This window comes from Bacillus cereus group sp. N24 (genome assembly GCF_016483345.1).
Lineage (GTDB): Bacteria > Bacillota > Bacilli > Bacillales > Bacillaceae_G > Bacillus_A > Bacillus_A toyonensis.
In genome coordinates this window covers 31,389-46,505 of record NZ_JAEHCA010000001.1, presented here as the reverse complement: position 1 = coordinate 46,505, position 15,117 = coordinate 31,389, and the positions used below count along the sequence as shown (strand labels likewise).

The following is a 15,117-nucleotide window of genomic DNA, read 5'->3' as shown; positions in this document are numbered from 1 at the left end:
TGCCCGTAAAAGCCCGATTGGTGAGGGCTGATTAAAGTTTCACTTTATTTCATGCTTTTTGAAAGGGTGTTTTTAATGGATAAAAAAGTATCTGCCATTCCTCAGCCGAAAACATATGGACCGCTGGGGAATCTCCCATTAATCGACAAAGATAAACCGACCTTATCTTTTATCAAGATAGCGGAAGAGTATGGTCCTATTTTTCAAATTCAAACTTTAAGTGATACCATCATTGTCGTTTCTGGACATGAACTGGTAGCAGAAGTCTGTGACGAAACACGGTTCGATAAAAGTATAGATGGTGCTTTAGCAAAAGTTCGCGCCTTTGCTGGGGACGGGTTATTTACAAGTGAGACTGACGAGCCTAACTGGAAAAAAGCTCATAATATTTTGATGCCTACATTCAGCCAACGGGCAATGAAAGATTATCATGGCATGATGGTTGATATTGCTGTACAACTCGTTCAAAAATGGGCAAGACTGAATCCGAATGAAAACGTAGATGTTCCGGAGGATATGACCCGCCTTACATTGGATACAATTGGTCTATGTGGTTTTAATTACCGATTTAATAGCTTTTATCGTGAGACCTCTCATCCTTTTATCACTAGCATGAGCCGTGCTCTAGATGAAGCGATGCACCAATTACAGCGACTGGATATAGAAGACAAACTCATGTGGAGAACGAAACGTCAATTTCAGCATGATATCCAATCCATGTTTTCTTTAGTAGATAATATTATTGCTGAACGTAAAAGTAATGGAAATCAAGAAGAAAATGATTTACTTGCCCGTATGTTAAATGTGCAGGATCCGGAAACTGGTGAAAAATTAGATGATGAAAATATTCGTTTTCAAATTATCACTTTTTTAATAGCTGGGCATGAGACAACAAGTGGATTGTTATCTTTTGCAATCTATTTTTTATTAAAGAATCCGGATAAGTTGAAAAAAGCCTATGAAGAAGTAGATCGGGTATTGACAGATCCTACTCCAACATATCAACAAGTTATGAAACTTAAGTACATACGGATGATTTTAAATGAATCGCTACGTCTATGGCCTACTGCTCCAGCATTCAGTCTCTATGCAAAAGAAGATACAGTAATTGGTGGGAAATATCCAATTAAGAAAGGAGAAGATCGTATTTCTGTTCTTATTCCACAGCTACATAGGGATAAAGACGCATGGGGAGACAATGTGGAAGAATTCCAACCTGAACGATTTGAAGAGCCGGATAAGGTTCCTCATCATGCTTATAAGCCATTTGGAAATGGTCAACGAGCATGTATCGGTATGCAGTTTGCACTTCATGAAGCCACTCTCGTAATGGGAATGCTTCTTCAACATTTTGAATTAATCGATTATCAAAACTATCAGCTGGACGTAAAACAAACATTAACGCTAAAGCCCGGTGATTTTAAGATTAGGATCCTTGCCCGAAATCAAACGATCAGCCATCCTACTGTCCTTGCACCTATAGAAGAGAAGCAGAAAGACCATGAAATCAAGCAGCAAGTTCAGAAGACTCCTTCTATTATTGGAGCTGATAATCTTTCGCTGCTTGTTCTGTATGGCTCGGATACAGGGGTAGCAGAAGGTATTGCAAGAGAACTAGCAGATACAGCTAGTTTAGAAGGTGTTCAAACGGAAGTGGTAGCTCTTAACGAGCGAATTGGAAGTCTGCCAAAAGAAGGAGCAGTTCTTATTGTGACTTCTTCTTATAATGGAAAGCCGCCAAGTAATGCAGGGCAGTTTGTGCAGTGGTTGGAGGAATTAAAACCGGATGAGCTAAAAGGTGTTCAATACGCAGTTTTTGGTTGTGGAGATCACAATTGGGCTAGTACTTATCAGCGGATTCCAAGATACATTGATGAGCAAATGGCTCAAAAAGGAGCAACAAGATTTTCTAAACGCGGAGAAGCAGATGCAAGTGGTGATTTTGAGGAACAACTCGAGCAATGGAAACAAAGCATGTGGTCTGATGCGATGAGGGCATTTGGACTAGAACTTAACAAAAATATGGAAAAAGAGCGCAGTACTTTGAGTCTGCAATTTGTTAGTCGTCTTGGAGGATCTCCTCTTGCCCGAACATATGAAGCAGTTTATGCATCTATACTAGAAAATCGTGAACTCCAATCATCCAGCAGTGATAGAAGTACGCGGCATATCGAGGTATTCTTGCCAGAAGGGGCTACGTATCAAGAAGGAGACCACCTTGGAGTGCTGCCAATTAATAGCGAGAAAAATGTTAACCGAATTTTAAAACGCTTTGGATTAAATGGGAAGGATCAAGTCATACTGAGCGCAAGTGGGCGCAGTGTAAATCACATACCTTTAGACAGTCCTGTTAGTTTGTTTGACCTTATTAGTTATAGTGTCGAAGTGCAAGAAGCAGCCACTCGAGCACAAATACGAGAAATGGTGACATTCACAGCATGCCCTCCTCATAAAAAGGAATTGGAATCATTATTGGAAGAAGGAGTTTATCATGAAAGAATATTAAAGAAACGTATTTCAATGTTGGATCTTCTTGAAAAGTATGAGGCTTGTGAAATCCGATTTGAACGATTTTTAGAACTTCTTCCTGCACTCAAACCGCGTTACTATTCTATTTCAAGCTCGCCACTCGTTGCACAGGATCGTCTGAGCATTACGGTTGGTGTTGTTAGTGCACCTGCATGGAGTGGGGAAGGGACATATGAAGGAGTCGCTTCTAATTATTTAGCTCAGCGTCATAATAAAGATGAAATTATTTGTTTCATTCGAACGCCACAATCAAACTTTCAATTGCCTGAAAATCCAGAAACACCAATTATCATGGTGGGGCCAGGTACTGGAATTGCACCATTCCGTGGATTCTTACAAGCGCGTCGTGTTCAAAAGCAAAAAGGTATTAACTTAGGACAAGCGCATCTATATTTTGGTTGTCGTCATCCTGAAAAAGATTATCTTTATCGTACAGAACTAGAAAATGATGAAAGAGATGGATTAATCTCTTTACACACAGCTTTTTCTCGTCTAGAGGGACATCCAAAAACATATGTACAGCATTTAATAAAACAAGATAGAATCAATTTAATTTCGTTATTAGATAATGGAGCTCATCTTTATATATGTGGTGATGGAAGTAAAATGGCTCCGGATGTAGAAGATACCCTTTGTCAAGCATATGAAGAAATTCATGAAGTTAGTGAACAAGAAGCAAGGAATTGGTTGGATCATTTGCAACATGAAGGACGATACGGGAAAGATGTTTGGACTGGAATATAAATTATCCTTAATTAGATAAGTAATATGTAACGAATGAACTTCTTTCGACTAAGTGTTACTTTACAAAATAAACGTATTGATAAAAATCCCTTATTTTTTATGGAATACGGGATTTTTCTATTTTTTAATAAGCTGGACTGATATTGTAGAAAAAAGAAAACATCTCATATGAAACTAAATTAGAGTGTTACACATAGAGTAGGGCCGTTCTATTAAAAAACTAAGTTTGATTAAATAAATGCGATAAAATCTTGTCAAAAATAATGAAATTTCAGGAAAAATAAGGTACACTAGTCAATGGTTTTGGTTTAAAATCGATTGACGTTAATGTCTATGGGGGAAAAATTGATGAACAACAATACAGTAAATGAATCAGTTGAAGAAGTTCATAAAAAACGAGTAAGATCAAGAAAACGTTCTCCGAATTGGAAATTTATCGCAGCGGGTGTTGGTATAATTGCGCTTCTCGTTGGGGGAGTGAGTTATTATCAGGCAACTCACTTCAATTCGAATGTTACGATTAATGACACCAAAGTTGGTGGTATGAGTGCTGATCAGGCAATACAGAAATTAAAAACATCTGGACTAGCAAATAAAGTCTATGTCGATCAACAACAAATTTTAGATGAAAAAGAGACAAAAACAGAACTTACGGAAAAAGATTTGCCTCAAGTTAAGAAACTATTAAAAAGCCAGTGGACATTTTTCCCTTCCTCAAAGGAAAAAAATTATTCAGTGCTACCGGAAAAGGCGGATCAGTATCGTAGTGAAACGATGAAAAAACTTGTAGAAGAAAAGCTCGTTTCTATGAATAAAGAATTAAAAGCACCTGAAGATGCTATGGCGAAGCTTGAACAAGGAAAAATTGTTATTTCGAAGAGCGTTGATGGAAAACAGTATGACGTTACTAGTCTATTGAAAGATTACGACAAACAGAAATATAAAAGCGAAATTCATCTGAAGTCTACATACATACAGCCTATTAAAGAAGACGATCCAATTATCAAAAAAGAGGAGCAAGCACTACAGAATCTTCTTGGGCAGTCCGTTGAATATAAAGTACAGAATGAAGTGTATCCTTTAAAAGCGAAAGATTTAATTCAAAATGCCTCTATGTCAAAGGATATGAAAGTGACAATCGATGCGAGTGACATTAAGAAAAAGATTACTGAAATTAATAATGCTAAATCAACATTAAATAAAAATTTCAGCTTTAAAACCCATTCCGGTTCGGTTATATCAGTAAAAGGACAAGGCTACGGCTGGGCACTAGATGTTGAAAAAGAAACAAAACAAGTTCAACAAGCTTTTGAAAAGGGTGAAAAATCGCTATCTGCTTCTAATATTCACGGAAATGGTTGGGAGAAGGAAGGTATCGGTTATGAAACAACAGCGAATAACGGTATTGGAGACACGTATGCGGAAGTTTCAATTGCAGATCAACAAATTTGGATTTATAAAGATGGCAAATTAGCAGTCACAACAAATGTAGTAACTGGTAAACATAGCACGAGTGAAGATACATCACCAGGTGTGTGGTACGTTCTGTATAAACGAACACCATACACGTTGAAAGGCAGCGCAGTAGGTAAAGCTGATTATGCAGTTAAAGTAGATTACTGGGTACCATTCACAAATAGCGGTCAAGGATTCCATGATGCTGGCTGGCGAACAAACTGGGCGAATAATGCCTATTTAACAGGGGGATCAGGTGGGTGTGTTAACCTTCTTCCTAATGTTGCAAAAACTGTGTATGATAATTTGAACACGTATGATCCAGTTATCGTGTACTAGAAAATAGCAATCTTGAGTGAAGCGATGTATGTATGAAGAACTTAAATTAAAAAAAGAAGCAGAAAATCGTGAGTGATTTTCTGCTTCTTTTTTATTATGTATACTATGTACTTCTCGTGTGCGGGGGGAACTGTTATCTAGGTACATTTAAACATAACATGTGGTTATCAATTCAGAGAAAGGCATCTGATGGGTATCTTTTCTTTATTTCCAAAAGGACTTGCTCAATATCATCATGAATTTTTATTGATGGCATTTATATATATTTTTACTCATAAGAATAGAACTAGCTTAGTATTTACTGGGGGGATTAAGAATGAATAGGGATGAAACCTCATTACATCCTGATACGGGTGTTACGTCTGTCATGTTTGTTGAACGATCATTAAATGAAATTCGTTTTTGGTCTAGAATCATGAAGGAGCATTCTTTTTTTCTTCGATTGGGGTTTAGATGTGAGGATACCCAACTAATCGAAGAAGCTAATCAATTTTATCGATTGTTTGAACATATCGAACAAATAGCGTATTCATATACAAATGAAACAGATCCTGAGCAAATAAAAAGATTTAATTCAGAAGTACAACAAGCTGCAACTAATATTTGGGGATTTAAAAGAAAAATTCTAGGATTAATTCTCACGTGTAAATTGCCAGGGCAAAATAATTTCCCACTGTTAGTTGACCATACAAGTAGGGAAGCTGATTATTTTAGAAAACGTTTAATTGAATTAAATGAAGGTAAATTAGATGCCCTTCCGGATGCTATTATTAAAGAAAATGTTTTCTTTTTAAGGATTATGGCAGACCATGCTAAATTTATTGGTCATCTTCTTGATCCATCGGAAAGAAAGCTTGTAGATACAGCACGGAATTTTAGCAATGATTTTGATGAATTAATGTATCAAGCAATTGACTTAGAATCTATGAAACCACAATCTCAAACAGTTCCTCTTTTAGATCAATTTTTAGATCAAAATCGTGTGTCAGTCACATCTCTTCGGGATTTTAAGAAAACGGCACGTGATTTAATTGAGCAATGTAAAGTAAAGAGTATCATTCATCCATTATTAGCAGATCATGTATTTCGTGAAGCGGATAGATTTCTTGAAATCATTGATATGTTTGATGCTCATCTTACCAATATTAAATCACAACCTAGATATTAAAAAATAAGGAAAGATACTATTTTTCCTTAAGCTGAGAAGTTAACAATTTATTGTTAGCTTCTTTTTCTTGTGATTTTTAATATTTCCAAGCAATGTAATGAAGTATAATTAGCGTATAAGCTACAAGAACAAGGCAAACAGCTTGTGAAAATAGATAAGTGATTTCCTTCTGCAAAGATGTGTCGCGGTTGTAGAAACAAAAAAGAAATGTCACTATCTGAAAGAACAATGTAGACGATCGGAATTAAAAATGTTGAATAAAATTGACAATGAATATCATTTGCATTTATTATGGAATCGTCCCATGTAATTGGATATGATTTTTGTGAAAAAAAGTCTACTTTTTTATTAATGTAATAGATTTCAATTAAAATGTCACTTTCAAGAACTATCACTAATTTTTTTATGAATTTAAACGTAGGAAAGGGTAAGTAAAAATGAACTGGAAAAAAGGCGGATTATGGATTATTATTTTTTTCATTGTAAAAGGTACGATTTCTACACTTTTACTTGTTACAGGTGCTAAATATTTTAATTTATCATATATGCAACTTTTCGTACTAGTACTGATCTTATTACTGATTTCTCTCATAAGTCGAAAATTGCTTTATAGACATAAACAAAATAAAAAGCAAAAAGAGCTAAATATATAATGAAGCCCCAGAGACCTTTGGATTTCTGGGGTTTTACTTTTGGAAATTCATCCCGCTATTTGCGGGTAGTAAAACTCCCATCATTTACAATCTAGTAATAATTCATATAACCAAGAATACTTGGGCTAACAGATTTTATTAGAGTGCCATTATCTTTTTGTAACCGAATAGATTCATTACCGTTTCAGACTTATGTATGAATTCATAACCTAACAGTAAAAGGGGGATGATTGAAAATATGGCGAGTAATGAGGAATCAATTTGTCGACAGTTTGCCAGAATTATCGGTGGACAAGAAGGATTCGCCGGTGGAAAATGTGTAGCAACAATAAATCGGGAGGAAATACGAGCAACAATCTTAGGAAAACGTTTTAGAGTAACAACTTCCTTCTCATTTGAATCAAGAGATCATAAAACTGGACGGGCATTATGTCTAGGCCGAGTAGCACTCTTGCAAAAGGAAGTTACTGAATTTGTTGCTACAATTATTAAACAAGGTATAATTGTTTCGTCTATACACAATGAATGGTTATGTGATGATCCGAATTTGATTTACGTTAATATCGAAGACGTTGATGATCCACTAATTTTCGCAAAAAAAGTTAGAAGAGCGTTATGCAAGTAACAAATTTCTTTCGTTAAATGTTTGATTTTATTAATTAGAATTTTTTGGAATAGATTTAAGTGAATGATTTTATAAAAAAGAAGGCGTTCCATATTTGGAATGTCTTTTCTTAATAATTTTGCTGCTAATGTCGGCTGTTACATTATTTTAATTGATTATATGCTGCTTATCTTGCAACAATAAGAACTGGGTGAGGTATGTTAACTTGATGGCGATGAGCTTCGATTGTGGAAAACCTCCAGATTTTTATTAGCTGGTTAGTTGAAGAAGAATTTGTTCCACACCATTAAGTTATTATAATACAAAAAATTCTTCTCCTGTAATCCCTTCAAATCGGTCAATCTCCGCGTCTTTTGAATTTCCTGAAAGTTGCTAAACTTAAGCTAAATAACTATACCCTCTCTAGAGAAATAATTAACATATCCTATGCAAGAAAGTTTAGGTAGCTAATAGCATATGTTTTATTGAAAGGGTGTGTTTGAATTATGGAAAGGCCGAATTGGGGAATTGGAGGATTAGTATTCGTTGGCTGCATGTTTCTTGGTGGAGGAGTGGGATCTATGTTAGGAAGTACTCAAACTGGATGGCTAATAGGAATGGGTACTGGATTTCTTGGGATGGCTTTAACGAGACTGATTAGAAAGTAATATAACGGGGATTCTTCTTTCGGTAAATAATGAAATATGTATGTAAGTAATTAATGCCATAGGAACTCTATAAATTATAGTTAGAAGCTTCTCTTTTGTATTTGTCTTTTCTGATTTTTTCCATACATAGATATGATTCTCAAGTCAGAGGATGGCACCTTAGGGTGTTTTTTTATGCCCTCTAAAAATATCTTAACATATAATAGCCGAGTTTTATCTTCAGTCGCCCAGCAAGCATAAAAGGAAAAACACCTTATAAAGTGAAAGTTTAATCAGTGGGGTGTTTATCTCTCACTGATTATTAGCCCTCACCAATCGGGCTGTTACGGGCAGTTGATCCTCCACCTAACTTCTTTGTTTTCACTAAATTTTGAGGTGGGAGCGTTACTGCCCGTTACTGCGGGATAAAATAAAAATTCTGCACCATTTAAACTCTGGTAACAATACAAATGATCAAGAATAATTGAGCTAATAGATTTCGTTAGATTCCCATCATCTTTTTTATAATAGCATAGATTCATTACCGTTTCAGACCTATGTATTCATTCATAACCTAACAGTAAAAGGGGTGATGATGAAAGGTATGGCGATTAATGAGGAATCAATTTGTCAACAGTTTGCAAGAATTATCGGCGGACAAGAAAGATTCGTCGGTGGAAAATGTGTGGCTGCCTGTAGATATCAAATTTTATAAAATGTTATAAGAACATCATAAAAAGAAAGAGGATGAAGCGCTAAAAATTATTGTGGTCATATTAAGCTGGGAGATCTACGGAACTTCTGTAGAATGGAGAAGAAATAGTCAGCAAAAATCACACCGGAGGAATGTATGGAATAGATTTTGACTTTGAAAACAATAGGTAATTCATTTGACAATTAAAATGACCTAATTTAATATATATGTCATAGCATATAATTCATAAAACAAGCAAATTCACCGTGAATAATTGACTGGTATGCTATATCCTTTTATATCTTAATTTATAGAGGTGATCCATGAACTTACATGATTTAATAGGCTATCTTGTTCATCGTACTGATGTGAAAATGACTAATTATTTTACTAAGAAATTAAAGCCTTATGGAGTTACACCAGAGCAGTGGGGAATTATTAGTGTTCTTTGTAGCCAAAGGGGCACTACTCAAAAAGAGTTAGCAGAAGCTATTGATAAAGATCAAACTACTGTCGTAAGAATGATACAGTCAATGGAGAGAAAAGGGATTGTAAAGAAGGCTTTGAATGACCAAGATAGGCGTTCACATAACCTTTTTTTAACTGAAAAAGGTGACGAGTTAAAGAAAACCATCTTGCCTGTAGTGAAAGACGCTCACCATTTCGTTACGAGTAATTTGAGCGAGGAAGAGATTAAAGTATTACAATCATTATTAAACAAATTGTATGATACACGCTATTAATACTTGTTCCTTATTAATACTATGCTATTCATAAGGAACAAACTTTGTTTTATGTATTATATATGCTATAGCATATAATTTTGTTTGTTTAGAGGAAGGAGAAGGTAGCTTTATTTTCTATGATATCTGATCCAGGATCACTTTTTTACCTAGTACCAGTCAAATTTCTGTATCATATATGCTATAGCATATAATTTTTACCCCTTTAAATATTGAAGCAATTTCCCTATGATCAATCTCAGGAAATAGGGTATAGGTAGTGACTACTACCTGAACAATACTGAGTTTTTATCAAATAATATGAAAGGTGTGATTACTATTTTAATTTTCATCAATATTGTAAACGTTTTGTTGTTTGTGTTCTTTTTAATGACAGGTACGAAAATTATATCTGGGAAAATGGCAGAGGAGTTCAAACGATTTGGTTTACCTTCGTTTTTTAATTTCTTAACTGGAGCTTTTGAGATTGTAGGAGCAATTGGAATGTTGATAGGAATTTGGATTCCAATAGTAGCTTTATTAGCAGGATTGTTGTTAGGTGGTACGATGCTTGCAGCTGCATTAACTCTTATTGTATTAGCGAGAGATCCTTTTAAGAAAGCAATACCTGCGCTTGTTTTGTTTGTCCTTAGTATAGGAATAAGTTGTTATCATATTTTTTAAACATAACCTGAAGCCGTTAAACTGTATGCGTTCAAGTTGCTAACATTTTGTAGTTTTTTTACAAATAGGGGGATTCTCAAATTAATGCTTGAATAATAATAGCAATACGAATTTAGACATTACTATCATTCGAATCATAATCAGTAAAAGAATGGGAAGGATTTTTATACAAAGGAATTCCTGATGAATTTTATATTAAAAATAGGAGTGAGTGAAAATGGCGTATTTATTACAAGTTGATTTTCCGTTTGAAGGTCCTTTTGGTGAAGAAATGGAAAAAGCATTTTGGGATTTAGCAAATAGTATTAACGAAGAAGAAGGATTCCACTGGAAAATATGGACTGAGAATGAAGAAACAAAAGAAGCTGGAGGCATTTATGTATTTGAGGAAAAACAAGATGCTGAAAAATACGCTGAAATGCACAAGAACAGACTTGAAGCAGTTGGTGTTAAAGATATTAGAGTAAGAATTTTTAACATCAATGAAAAGTTAACGGAACTGAATCGTGGGTATATTAAATAATTTCGACAGTCGGAGCAAGCGTAAAAAGGAGGGGATAATCCCCTTCTTTTTTTGAATTCTTAAATTGATGGTGAGGGGACTTGCACAAAAAAATCCCTATATAAATAGGGATTTGTGTATCGGTATATTGTTCCTTGGAAAAGGATGTATGAAGTGTAATATATGAGAGTTCTTACATTTGTGAAAGTGACGTAAAAGTACTTTAAAGAAATTTTATTGAAATAATTTCTTCTCCTTTAATTCTTTCAGTCTGCTTTTCCTTAACGTCTCATGCCCATCAAGCTAAGAAAACAGATGAACCCAAAAACAAAAAAATCCTTCGCAAAATTTGTGAGAGAAAAGGAGAGATAAAGGTATTTTAACCTTATCTCTCTTTTTCTATATTAATTTATTTTCAGGTAAGGAGTTGATTAGTTATTACTAGTTATAAGAACGTGAAGAAGTGTTGATGCCGTTTGGAACTGTTGTAAAGGTTGAGGGGGGAATCCAAGGAAATATCAGAGATGTGCATGATGATTTGGCGCAGGGTTATTAATCCATCTTCTATGAAATCGTGGGATTATATAAGCATTTATTATCCTGGAGATTTTAAAATAAAACCTACCTAATTATAGAAGTGATTTGAACGTAAGGAAATTGTAAGAAATGCATAAGAAAAAAGAAATATTTATTATGTAGGATACAAATATAGAGAAGCACAAAAGAGGGAGGATAAATAGGATTTATTTATACGAAAACCAAACTAGTAATAAGCACATTCTAAATAAAAAAATCATTTATGGTACTAACATACATGTGAAAAAGAGAGGTTTTACCGTTTGTTACGACAGTATGGTGTTTGTAAAAATAAACAATATGAAGATGATTTCTGTGTAATTAGTAAGAAATAATATACAACCGCCGATACTCTTTATTATACCTAACACCAACCGCAATGATAAAAACAGGCTCCACTCAAAATATACTTAGTTCATTACAAATAAGTACTCAACGAGATCGTACTTCCGTCGAACAAGTAATGCGAGATACATTGCAACTTGGATACCCCGGGGTACTCGCTAAAACTTCCCAGGGTAGAAAAACGTAGGGGTATGCAGCTGGTGTATAGGATATAAGAACTAAGAACCGATGAAAACAGATTTTTACTTTCGCATTGGAAGTGTAACGACTTAAACAAATTTTTTTCTTATTTGCTTGGTGGCAATTACTGAAAGAACAGCAACTAAAACAAATATTCACTACAGTTTCTACAGGAAAGGGAGGAATCAATGGATATGGTCTAGGAATCTATGAAATAAAACTTCCTAACGTTGTCTCGATAGGGGGACATACAGGTGTTATTCCAGGATTTAATACTTTTGCTGGAGGGACACATGGAGGGAGGCATATGTTGACGGCAATTTGAACAGTATGGGTAGAGCCGAAAATCCTGGTCTTTTTAAAAGTATTTTACTTGTTGAATTTAGACAGTAGGGATAAAGGCGGAATAGTAGTTTATGTGATGTTTGTAATTGTACAAATAAAAGATGAAATCGATCATTTATCTAAGGAGGTATTTTTCTTATGGAAAATAAATTATCTGGGGTGTTAGCCGCTACCTTGGCTCTAACGATGAGCCTACCAACAGGAGCGCTAGCGTCTTCTAGCAGTAAGGCTCCAGTTGTATCTAGTCAAGAAGTTGCTAGCCAAGATTTGGAGAAGATTGCTGCAGAGAACGCTGAACTACTCACGAAGTCCTATGAGACTACTAGCGTGCAGTATGCGCTGATTGATAATGGTAAACTTATTTTGTCGGGGCAGACAGGCAAGAACGACATAGAAGGGAAAGAGCCACTAACCAAAGATACTCTATACGGAATTGGTTCAACCAGTAAAGTATATACAGCTGCGGCTGTTATGAAACTGGTAGACGAAGGAAAAGTTGATTTGGATGCTCCTGTTGCCCGCTATATTCCTGAGTTCAAAATGAAAGATAAACGATACAAGCGCATTACACCGCGTATGCTGTTGAATCACTCCTCGGGTTTGCAAGGTTCCTCGTACAATAATGTATTTTTATTTAAAGATAATGATGCTTATGCCCATGATATCTTGTTGCAGCAATTGTCCAACCAAAACTTGAAGGCAGACCCTGGTGCGTTCTCAGTATACTGTAATGATGGTTTTACGCTAGCTGAGATCTTGGTAGAGAGAGTCAGTGGTATGAGTTTTACTGAATTTCTACATCAAAAGTTTACAGAGCCATTGAAACTGAATCATACGATAACATCGCAAGACAAATGGGAAGACGAAAAGCGGGCTGGACAGTATTCTCCAAAATACCAGGGACAGCTTCCAAGTGAAATGGTAAATGCGATTGGTACGGGAGGAATCTCTTCTACTGCAGAAGATGTGGTGCGATTCTCACAAATATTTATGGGACAGGGAAAAGAAATTCTCTCTAATAAAGCAGTCAAGGCGATGGAACAAGAAGAATATAAAAGAGGCATGTGGCCGGAAGATAGCGAAAACATGTTCAACTATGGTCTTGGCTGGGATAGTGTGAAACTATACCCATTCAGTGAATATGGGATAAAAGCGTTGACTAAGGGTGGGGATACGGTACTGCAACATGCTACATTGGTCGTGCTTCCAGAACAGAAGATGGCAGCAGCTGTATTATCCTCCGGCGGCAGCAGCACGACAAATCAACTGTTGGCAAACAAATTACTGCTAGCTAGGCTTAAAGAGAAAGGGACAATTAAGGATATAAAAGCAGATAAATCCTTCGGCAAGCCAGTCAAGGCTAAAGTACCTCAAGACGTGGTAAAAAAAGCGGGTTTTTATGGAAATAGCCGCAGTCATTTCAAAATAGAAATTACGAAGAAGGGAGAACTGTTTTTACCAACTAAACCGGAAGAAAAATATGTATATACGGCGGATGGAAGCTTTATAAATGAGAAGGGTACCTCCAAGCTTAACTTCGTTACTGAGAAGAATGGAAAAGTTTATTTGAGAGAGAGCACATATGAATTATCGCCGGGATTGGGGCAAAATGTGTTGACTCAATATTTAGCCCAAAAATTAGAAAACAATGTGTTACCGAAGAAAACAGCTGCTGCATGGGCGAAGCGTGAGGGTAGCAAGTTCTACCTCGTTAACGAAAAATTTAATTCAATGAACTATCTAGGACTACTAATGCCTCTAAACACACAAATTACGCTCAAGGATGGGTATTGGGACGGCAAAAAAATTACAGGTCCAAATTCGGCGACGCATCAAATTCAGATTCCCGTGATAAATGGGCGGGATACGACGGAAGCTCATTTCTATACAGAGAATGGTAATGAATATATGGAGATGGCCAGCTTTTTATACGTCAGTGAATCTAACGTAAAATCCCTTGATACAGGTCAATTATCGAAAGTTACACTGCAAGAAAATGGGCATGCCAAATGGTTTACGATTCCGCAAACGGCAGCAGGGAAAACGATGACTGTGGAGTTGCCATCAGGAAGTTCATTCGCGGTGTATGATGAGAATGGAGTATGCGTCAATTTTACCGTCGTTAGTGACAATAACAAAGTGAAACTACCAGAGAACGGAACGGTTGTATTTGCTGGCGCACCGAACTCTGAATTTACAGTTGCATTGAACTAGCTACAACTCGGGATAGACTTCAATAAAACAGTGCGACATGGAACAGATATTTTATTTGTATCTTAAGTATTACCTTAAATGATATTACACTTAAATTCTTAGCTTAATAGCAATGGGATAGCACCACATGCCTATCAACCTAAGAAAATAAATCAACCCCATGTCCATCAAGCTAGTAAAAATAAATACCCTAAAAATAGTAAAATTGACATCCCCAGAGTAAAAATGTAAAAAATTATTGTTTAGGGGCAGCATAAAACCTTAGTTTGATAGCGATATGGCGCTACTCATAAAAAAAGAAATAGGAGAGAATATCCTATTTCTTTTTATTAGTATAATAAAATGTAATGAATAGATCCAAAGTAATGATAATAATTAGAAGTAACAAGTGTATAAGTGCATCAGTTTTTCCGTTTAGTAAAGACTTTACAAAGAAATCCCATTCTGTTTCATAGGGAGGCTCTACCCAATTTCGTTGCAGTCCTAACACCATTCCATTTATGAAATAGACAATGCTTAATAGGATTCTTCCAAGAAATAAGGCAGTTGCTTTTATAGTCCACTTCTTTATCTTTATCTTTATTATATAAAGGGTTGGAAATAGTATAAGCACCCAAAAAATAAGAATGTAAACAGCATTGATCATTCTCTATACTCCTAACAAAACGATTTTTTCTTAATCTTGGTGAATTTTCAGGGTGAAAGTTAATGGTGTT

Annotated in this window: 11 protein-coding genes and 3 pseudogenes; 13 read left to right on the top strand and 1 reads right to left on the bottom strand. The window is 35.6% G+C overall.

Going from position 1 to position 15,117, the window contains the following annotated elements; all coding sequences use genetic code 11:
• Positions 1–75 precede the first annotated feature (75 nt).
• The 13 genes and pseudogenes from cypD to JDS95_RS00155 all read left to right on the top strand — a co-directional run bounded on the left by cypD (position 76) and on the right by JDS95_RS00155 (position 14,401).
• Positions 76–3,273, top strand: coding sequence for a bifunctional P-450/NADPH--P450 reductase (gene cypD, locus JDS95_RS00215; RefSeq protein ID WP_199690122.1), 3,198 nt, complete (start codon positions 76–78; stop codon positions 3,271–3,273).
• A gap of 348 nt (positions 3,274–3,621) precedes the next feature.
• A complete protein-coding gene (locus tag JDS95_RS00210) occupies positions 3,622–5,067 on the top strand; it encodes a L,D-transpeptidase family protein (protein ID WP_001064113.1) in 1,446 nt (481 codons plus the stop codon).
• A gap of 316 nt (positions 5,068–5,383) precedes the next feature.
• Complete coding sequence (locus tag JDS95_RS00205; protein ID WP_001078037.1) at positions 5,384–6,235, top strand: DUF2935 domain-containing protein; 852 nt, start codon at positions 5,384–5,386, stop codon at positions 6,233–6,235.
• A gap of 108 nt (positions 6,236–6,343) precedes the next feature.
• A pseudogene (locus JDS95_RS00200) lies at positions 6,344–6,463 on the top strand (RNA-guided endonuclease TnpB family protein); the annotation flags it as partial.
• A gap of 209 nt (positions 6,464–6,672) precedes the next feature.
• Positions 6,673–6,888, top strand: coding sequence for a hypothetical protein (locus JDS95_RS00195; protein WP_001104095.1), 216 nt, complete (start codon positions 6,673–6,675; stop codon positions 6,886–6,888).
• A gap of 238 nt (positions 6,889–7,126) precedes the next feature.
• Positions 7,127–7,513, top strand: coding sequence for a DUF1259 domain-containing protein (locus JDS95_RS00190; protein WP_000157863.1), 387 nt, complete (start codon positions 7,127–7,129; stop codon positions 7,511–7,513).
• A gap of 485 nt (positions 7,514–7,998) precedes the next feature.
• Positions 7,999–8,160: a hypothetical protein gene (locus JDS95_RS00185; protein WP_000441014.1), complete on the top strand. Its 162-nt coding sequence runs from the start codon at positions 7,999–8,001 to the stop codon at positions 8,158–8,160.
• A gap of 544 nt (positions 8,161–8,704) precedes the next feature.
• Positions 8,705–8,830, top strand: a pseudogene (locus tag JDS95_RS00180) (DUF1259 domain-containing protein); the annotation flags it as partial.
• Between the two features lie 326 nt (positions 8,831–9,156).
• Positions 9,157–9,576, top strand: coding sequence for a MarR family winged helix-turn-helix transcriptional regulator (locus tag JDS95_RS00175; RefSeq protein ID WP_001048561.1), 420 nt, complete (start codon positions 9,157–9,159; stop codon positions 9,574–9,576).
• A gap of 312 nt (positions 9,577–9,888) precedes the next feature.
• Entirely contained in the window at positions 9,889–10,239 is a 351-nt protein-coding gene (locus tag JDS95_RS00170; RefSeq protein ID WP_085450494.1) for a DoxX family protein, read from the top strand.
• A 217-nt stretch (positions 10,240–10,456) separates the two neighbouring features.
• Positions 10,457–10,762, top strand: a complete 306-nt coding sequence (locus tag JDS95_RS00165; protein ID WP_000323751.1) for a monooxygenase — start codon at positions 10,457–10,459, stop codon at positions 10,760–10,762.
• Between the two features lie 886 nt (positions 10,763–11,648).
• Positions 11,649–12,235 (top strand): annotated as a pseudogene (locus JDS95_RS00160) (hypothetical protein).
• A 90-nt stretch (positions 12,236–12,325) separates the two neighbouring features.
• The gene (locus JDS95_RS00155; RefSeq protein ID WP_199690121.1) at positions 12,326–14,401 is read left to right on the top strand and encodes a serine hydrolase domain-containing protein; all 2,076 of its coding nucleotides are present in this window, start codon (positions 12,326–12,328) and stop codon (positions 14,399–14,401) included.
• 316 nt (positions 14,402–14,717) lie between these two features.
• Here JDS95_RS00155 and JDS95_RS00150 read toward each other — a convergent pair whose 3' ends face one another.
• The gene (locus tag JDS95_RS00150; RefSeq protein WP_000606337.1) at positions 14,718–15,047 is read right to left on the bottom strand and encodes a hypothetical protein; all 330 of its coding nucleotides are present in this window, start codon (positions 15,045–15,047) and stop codon (positions 14,718–14,720) included.
• Positions 15,048–15,117 lie beyond the last annotated feature (70 nt).

Bases quoted from the DNA above. Each gene is read 5' to 3' on its own strand.
- cypD (WP_199690122.1), top strand. From the start codon at position 76: ATGGATAAAAAAGTATCTGCCATTCCTCAGCCGAAAACATATGGACCG.
- JDS95_RS00210 (WP_001064113.1), top strand. From the start codon at position 3,622: ATGAACAACAATACAGTAAATGAATCAGTTGAAGAAGTTCATAAAAAA.
- JDS95_RS00205 (WP_001078037.1), top strand. From the start codon at position 5,384: ATGAATAGGGATGAAACCTCATTACATCCTGATACGGGTGTTACGTCT.
- JDS95_RS00195 (WP_001104095.1), top strand. From the start codon at position 6,673: ATGAACTGGAAAAAAGGCGGATTATGGATTATTATTTTTTTCATTGTA.
- JDS95_RS00190 (WP_000157863.1), top strand. From the start codon at position 7,127: ATGGCGAGTAATGAGGAATCAATTTGTCGACAGTTTGCCAGAATTATC.
- JDS95_RS00185 (WP_000441014.1), top strand. From the start codon at position 7,999: ATGGAAAGGCCGAATTGGGGAATTGGAGGATTAGTATTCGTTGGCTGC.
- JDS95_RS00175 (WP_001048561.1), top strand. From the start codon at position 9,157: ATGAACTTACATGATTTAATAGGCTATCTTGTTCATCGTACTGATGTG.
- JDS95_RS00165 (WP_000323751.1), top strand. From the start codon at position 10,457: ATGGCGTATTTATTACAAGTTGATTTTCCGTTTGAAGGTCCTTTTGGT.
- JDS95_RS00155 (WP_199690121.1), top strand. From the start codon at position 12,326: ATGGAAAATAAATTATCTGGGGTGTTAGCCGCTACCTTGGCTCTAACG.
- JDS95_RS00150 (WP_000606337.1), bottom strand. From the start codon at position 15,047: ATGATCAATGCTGTTTACATTCTTATTTTTTGGGTGCTTATACTATTT.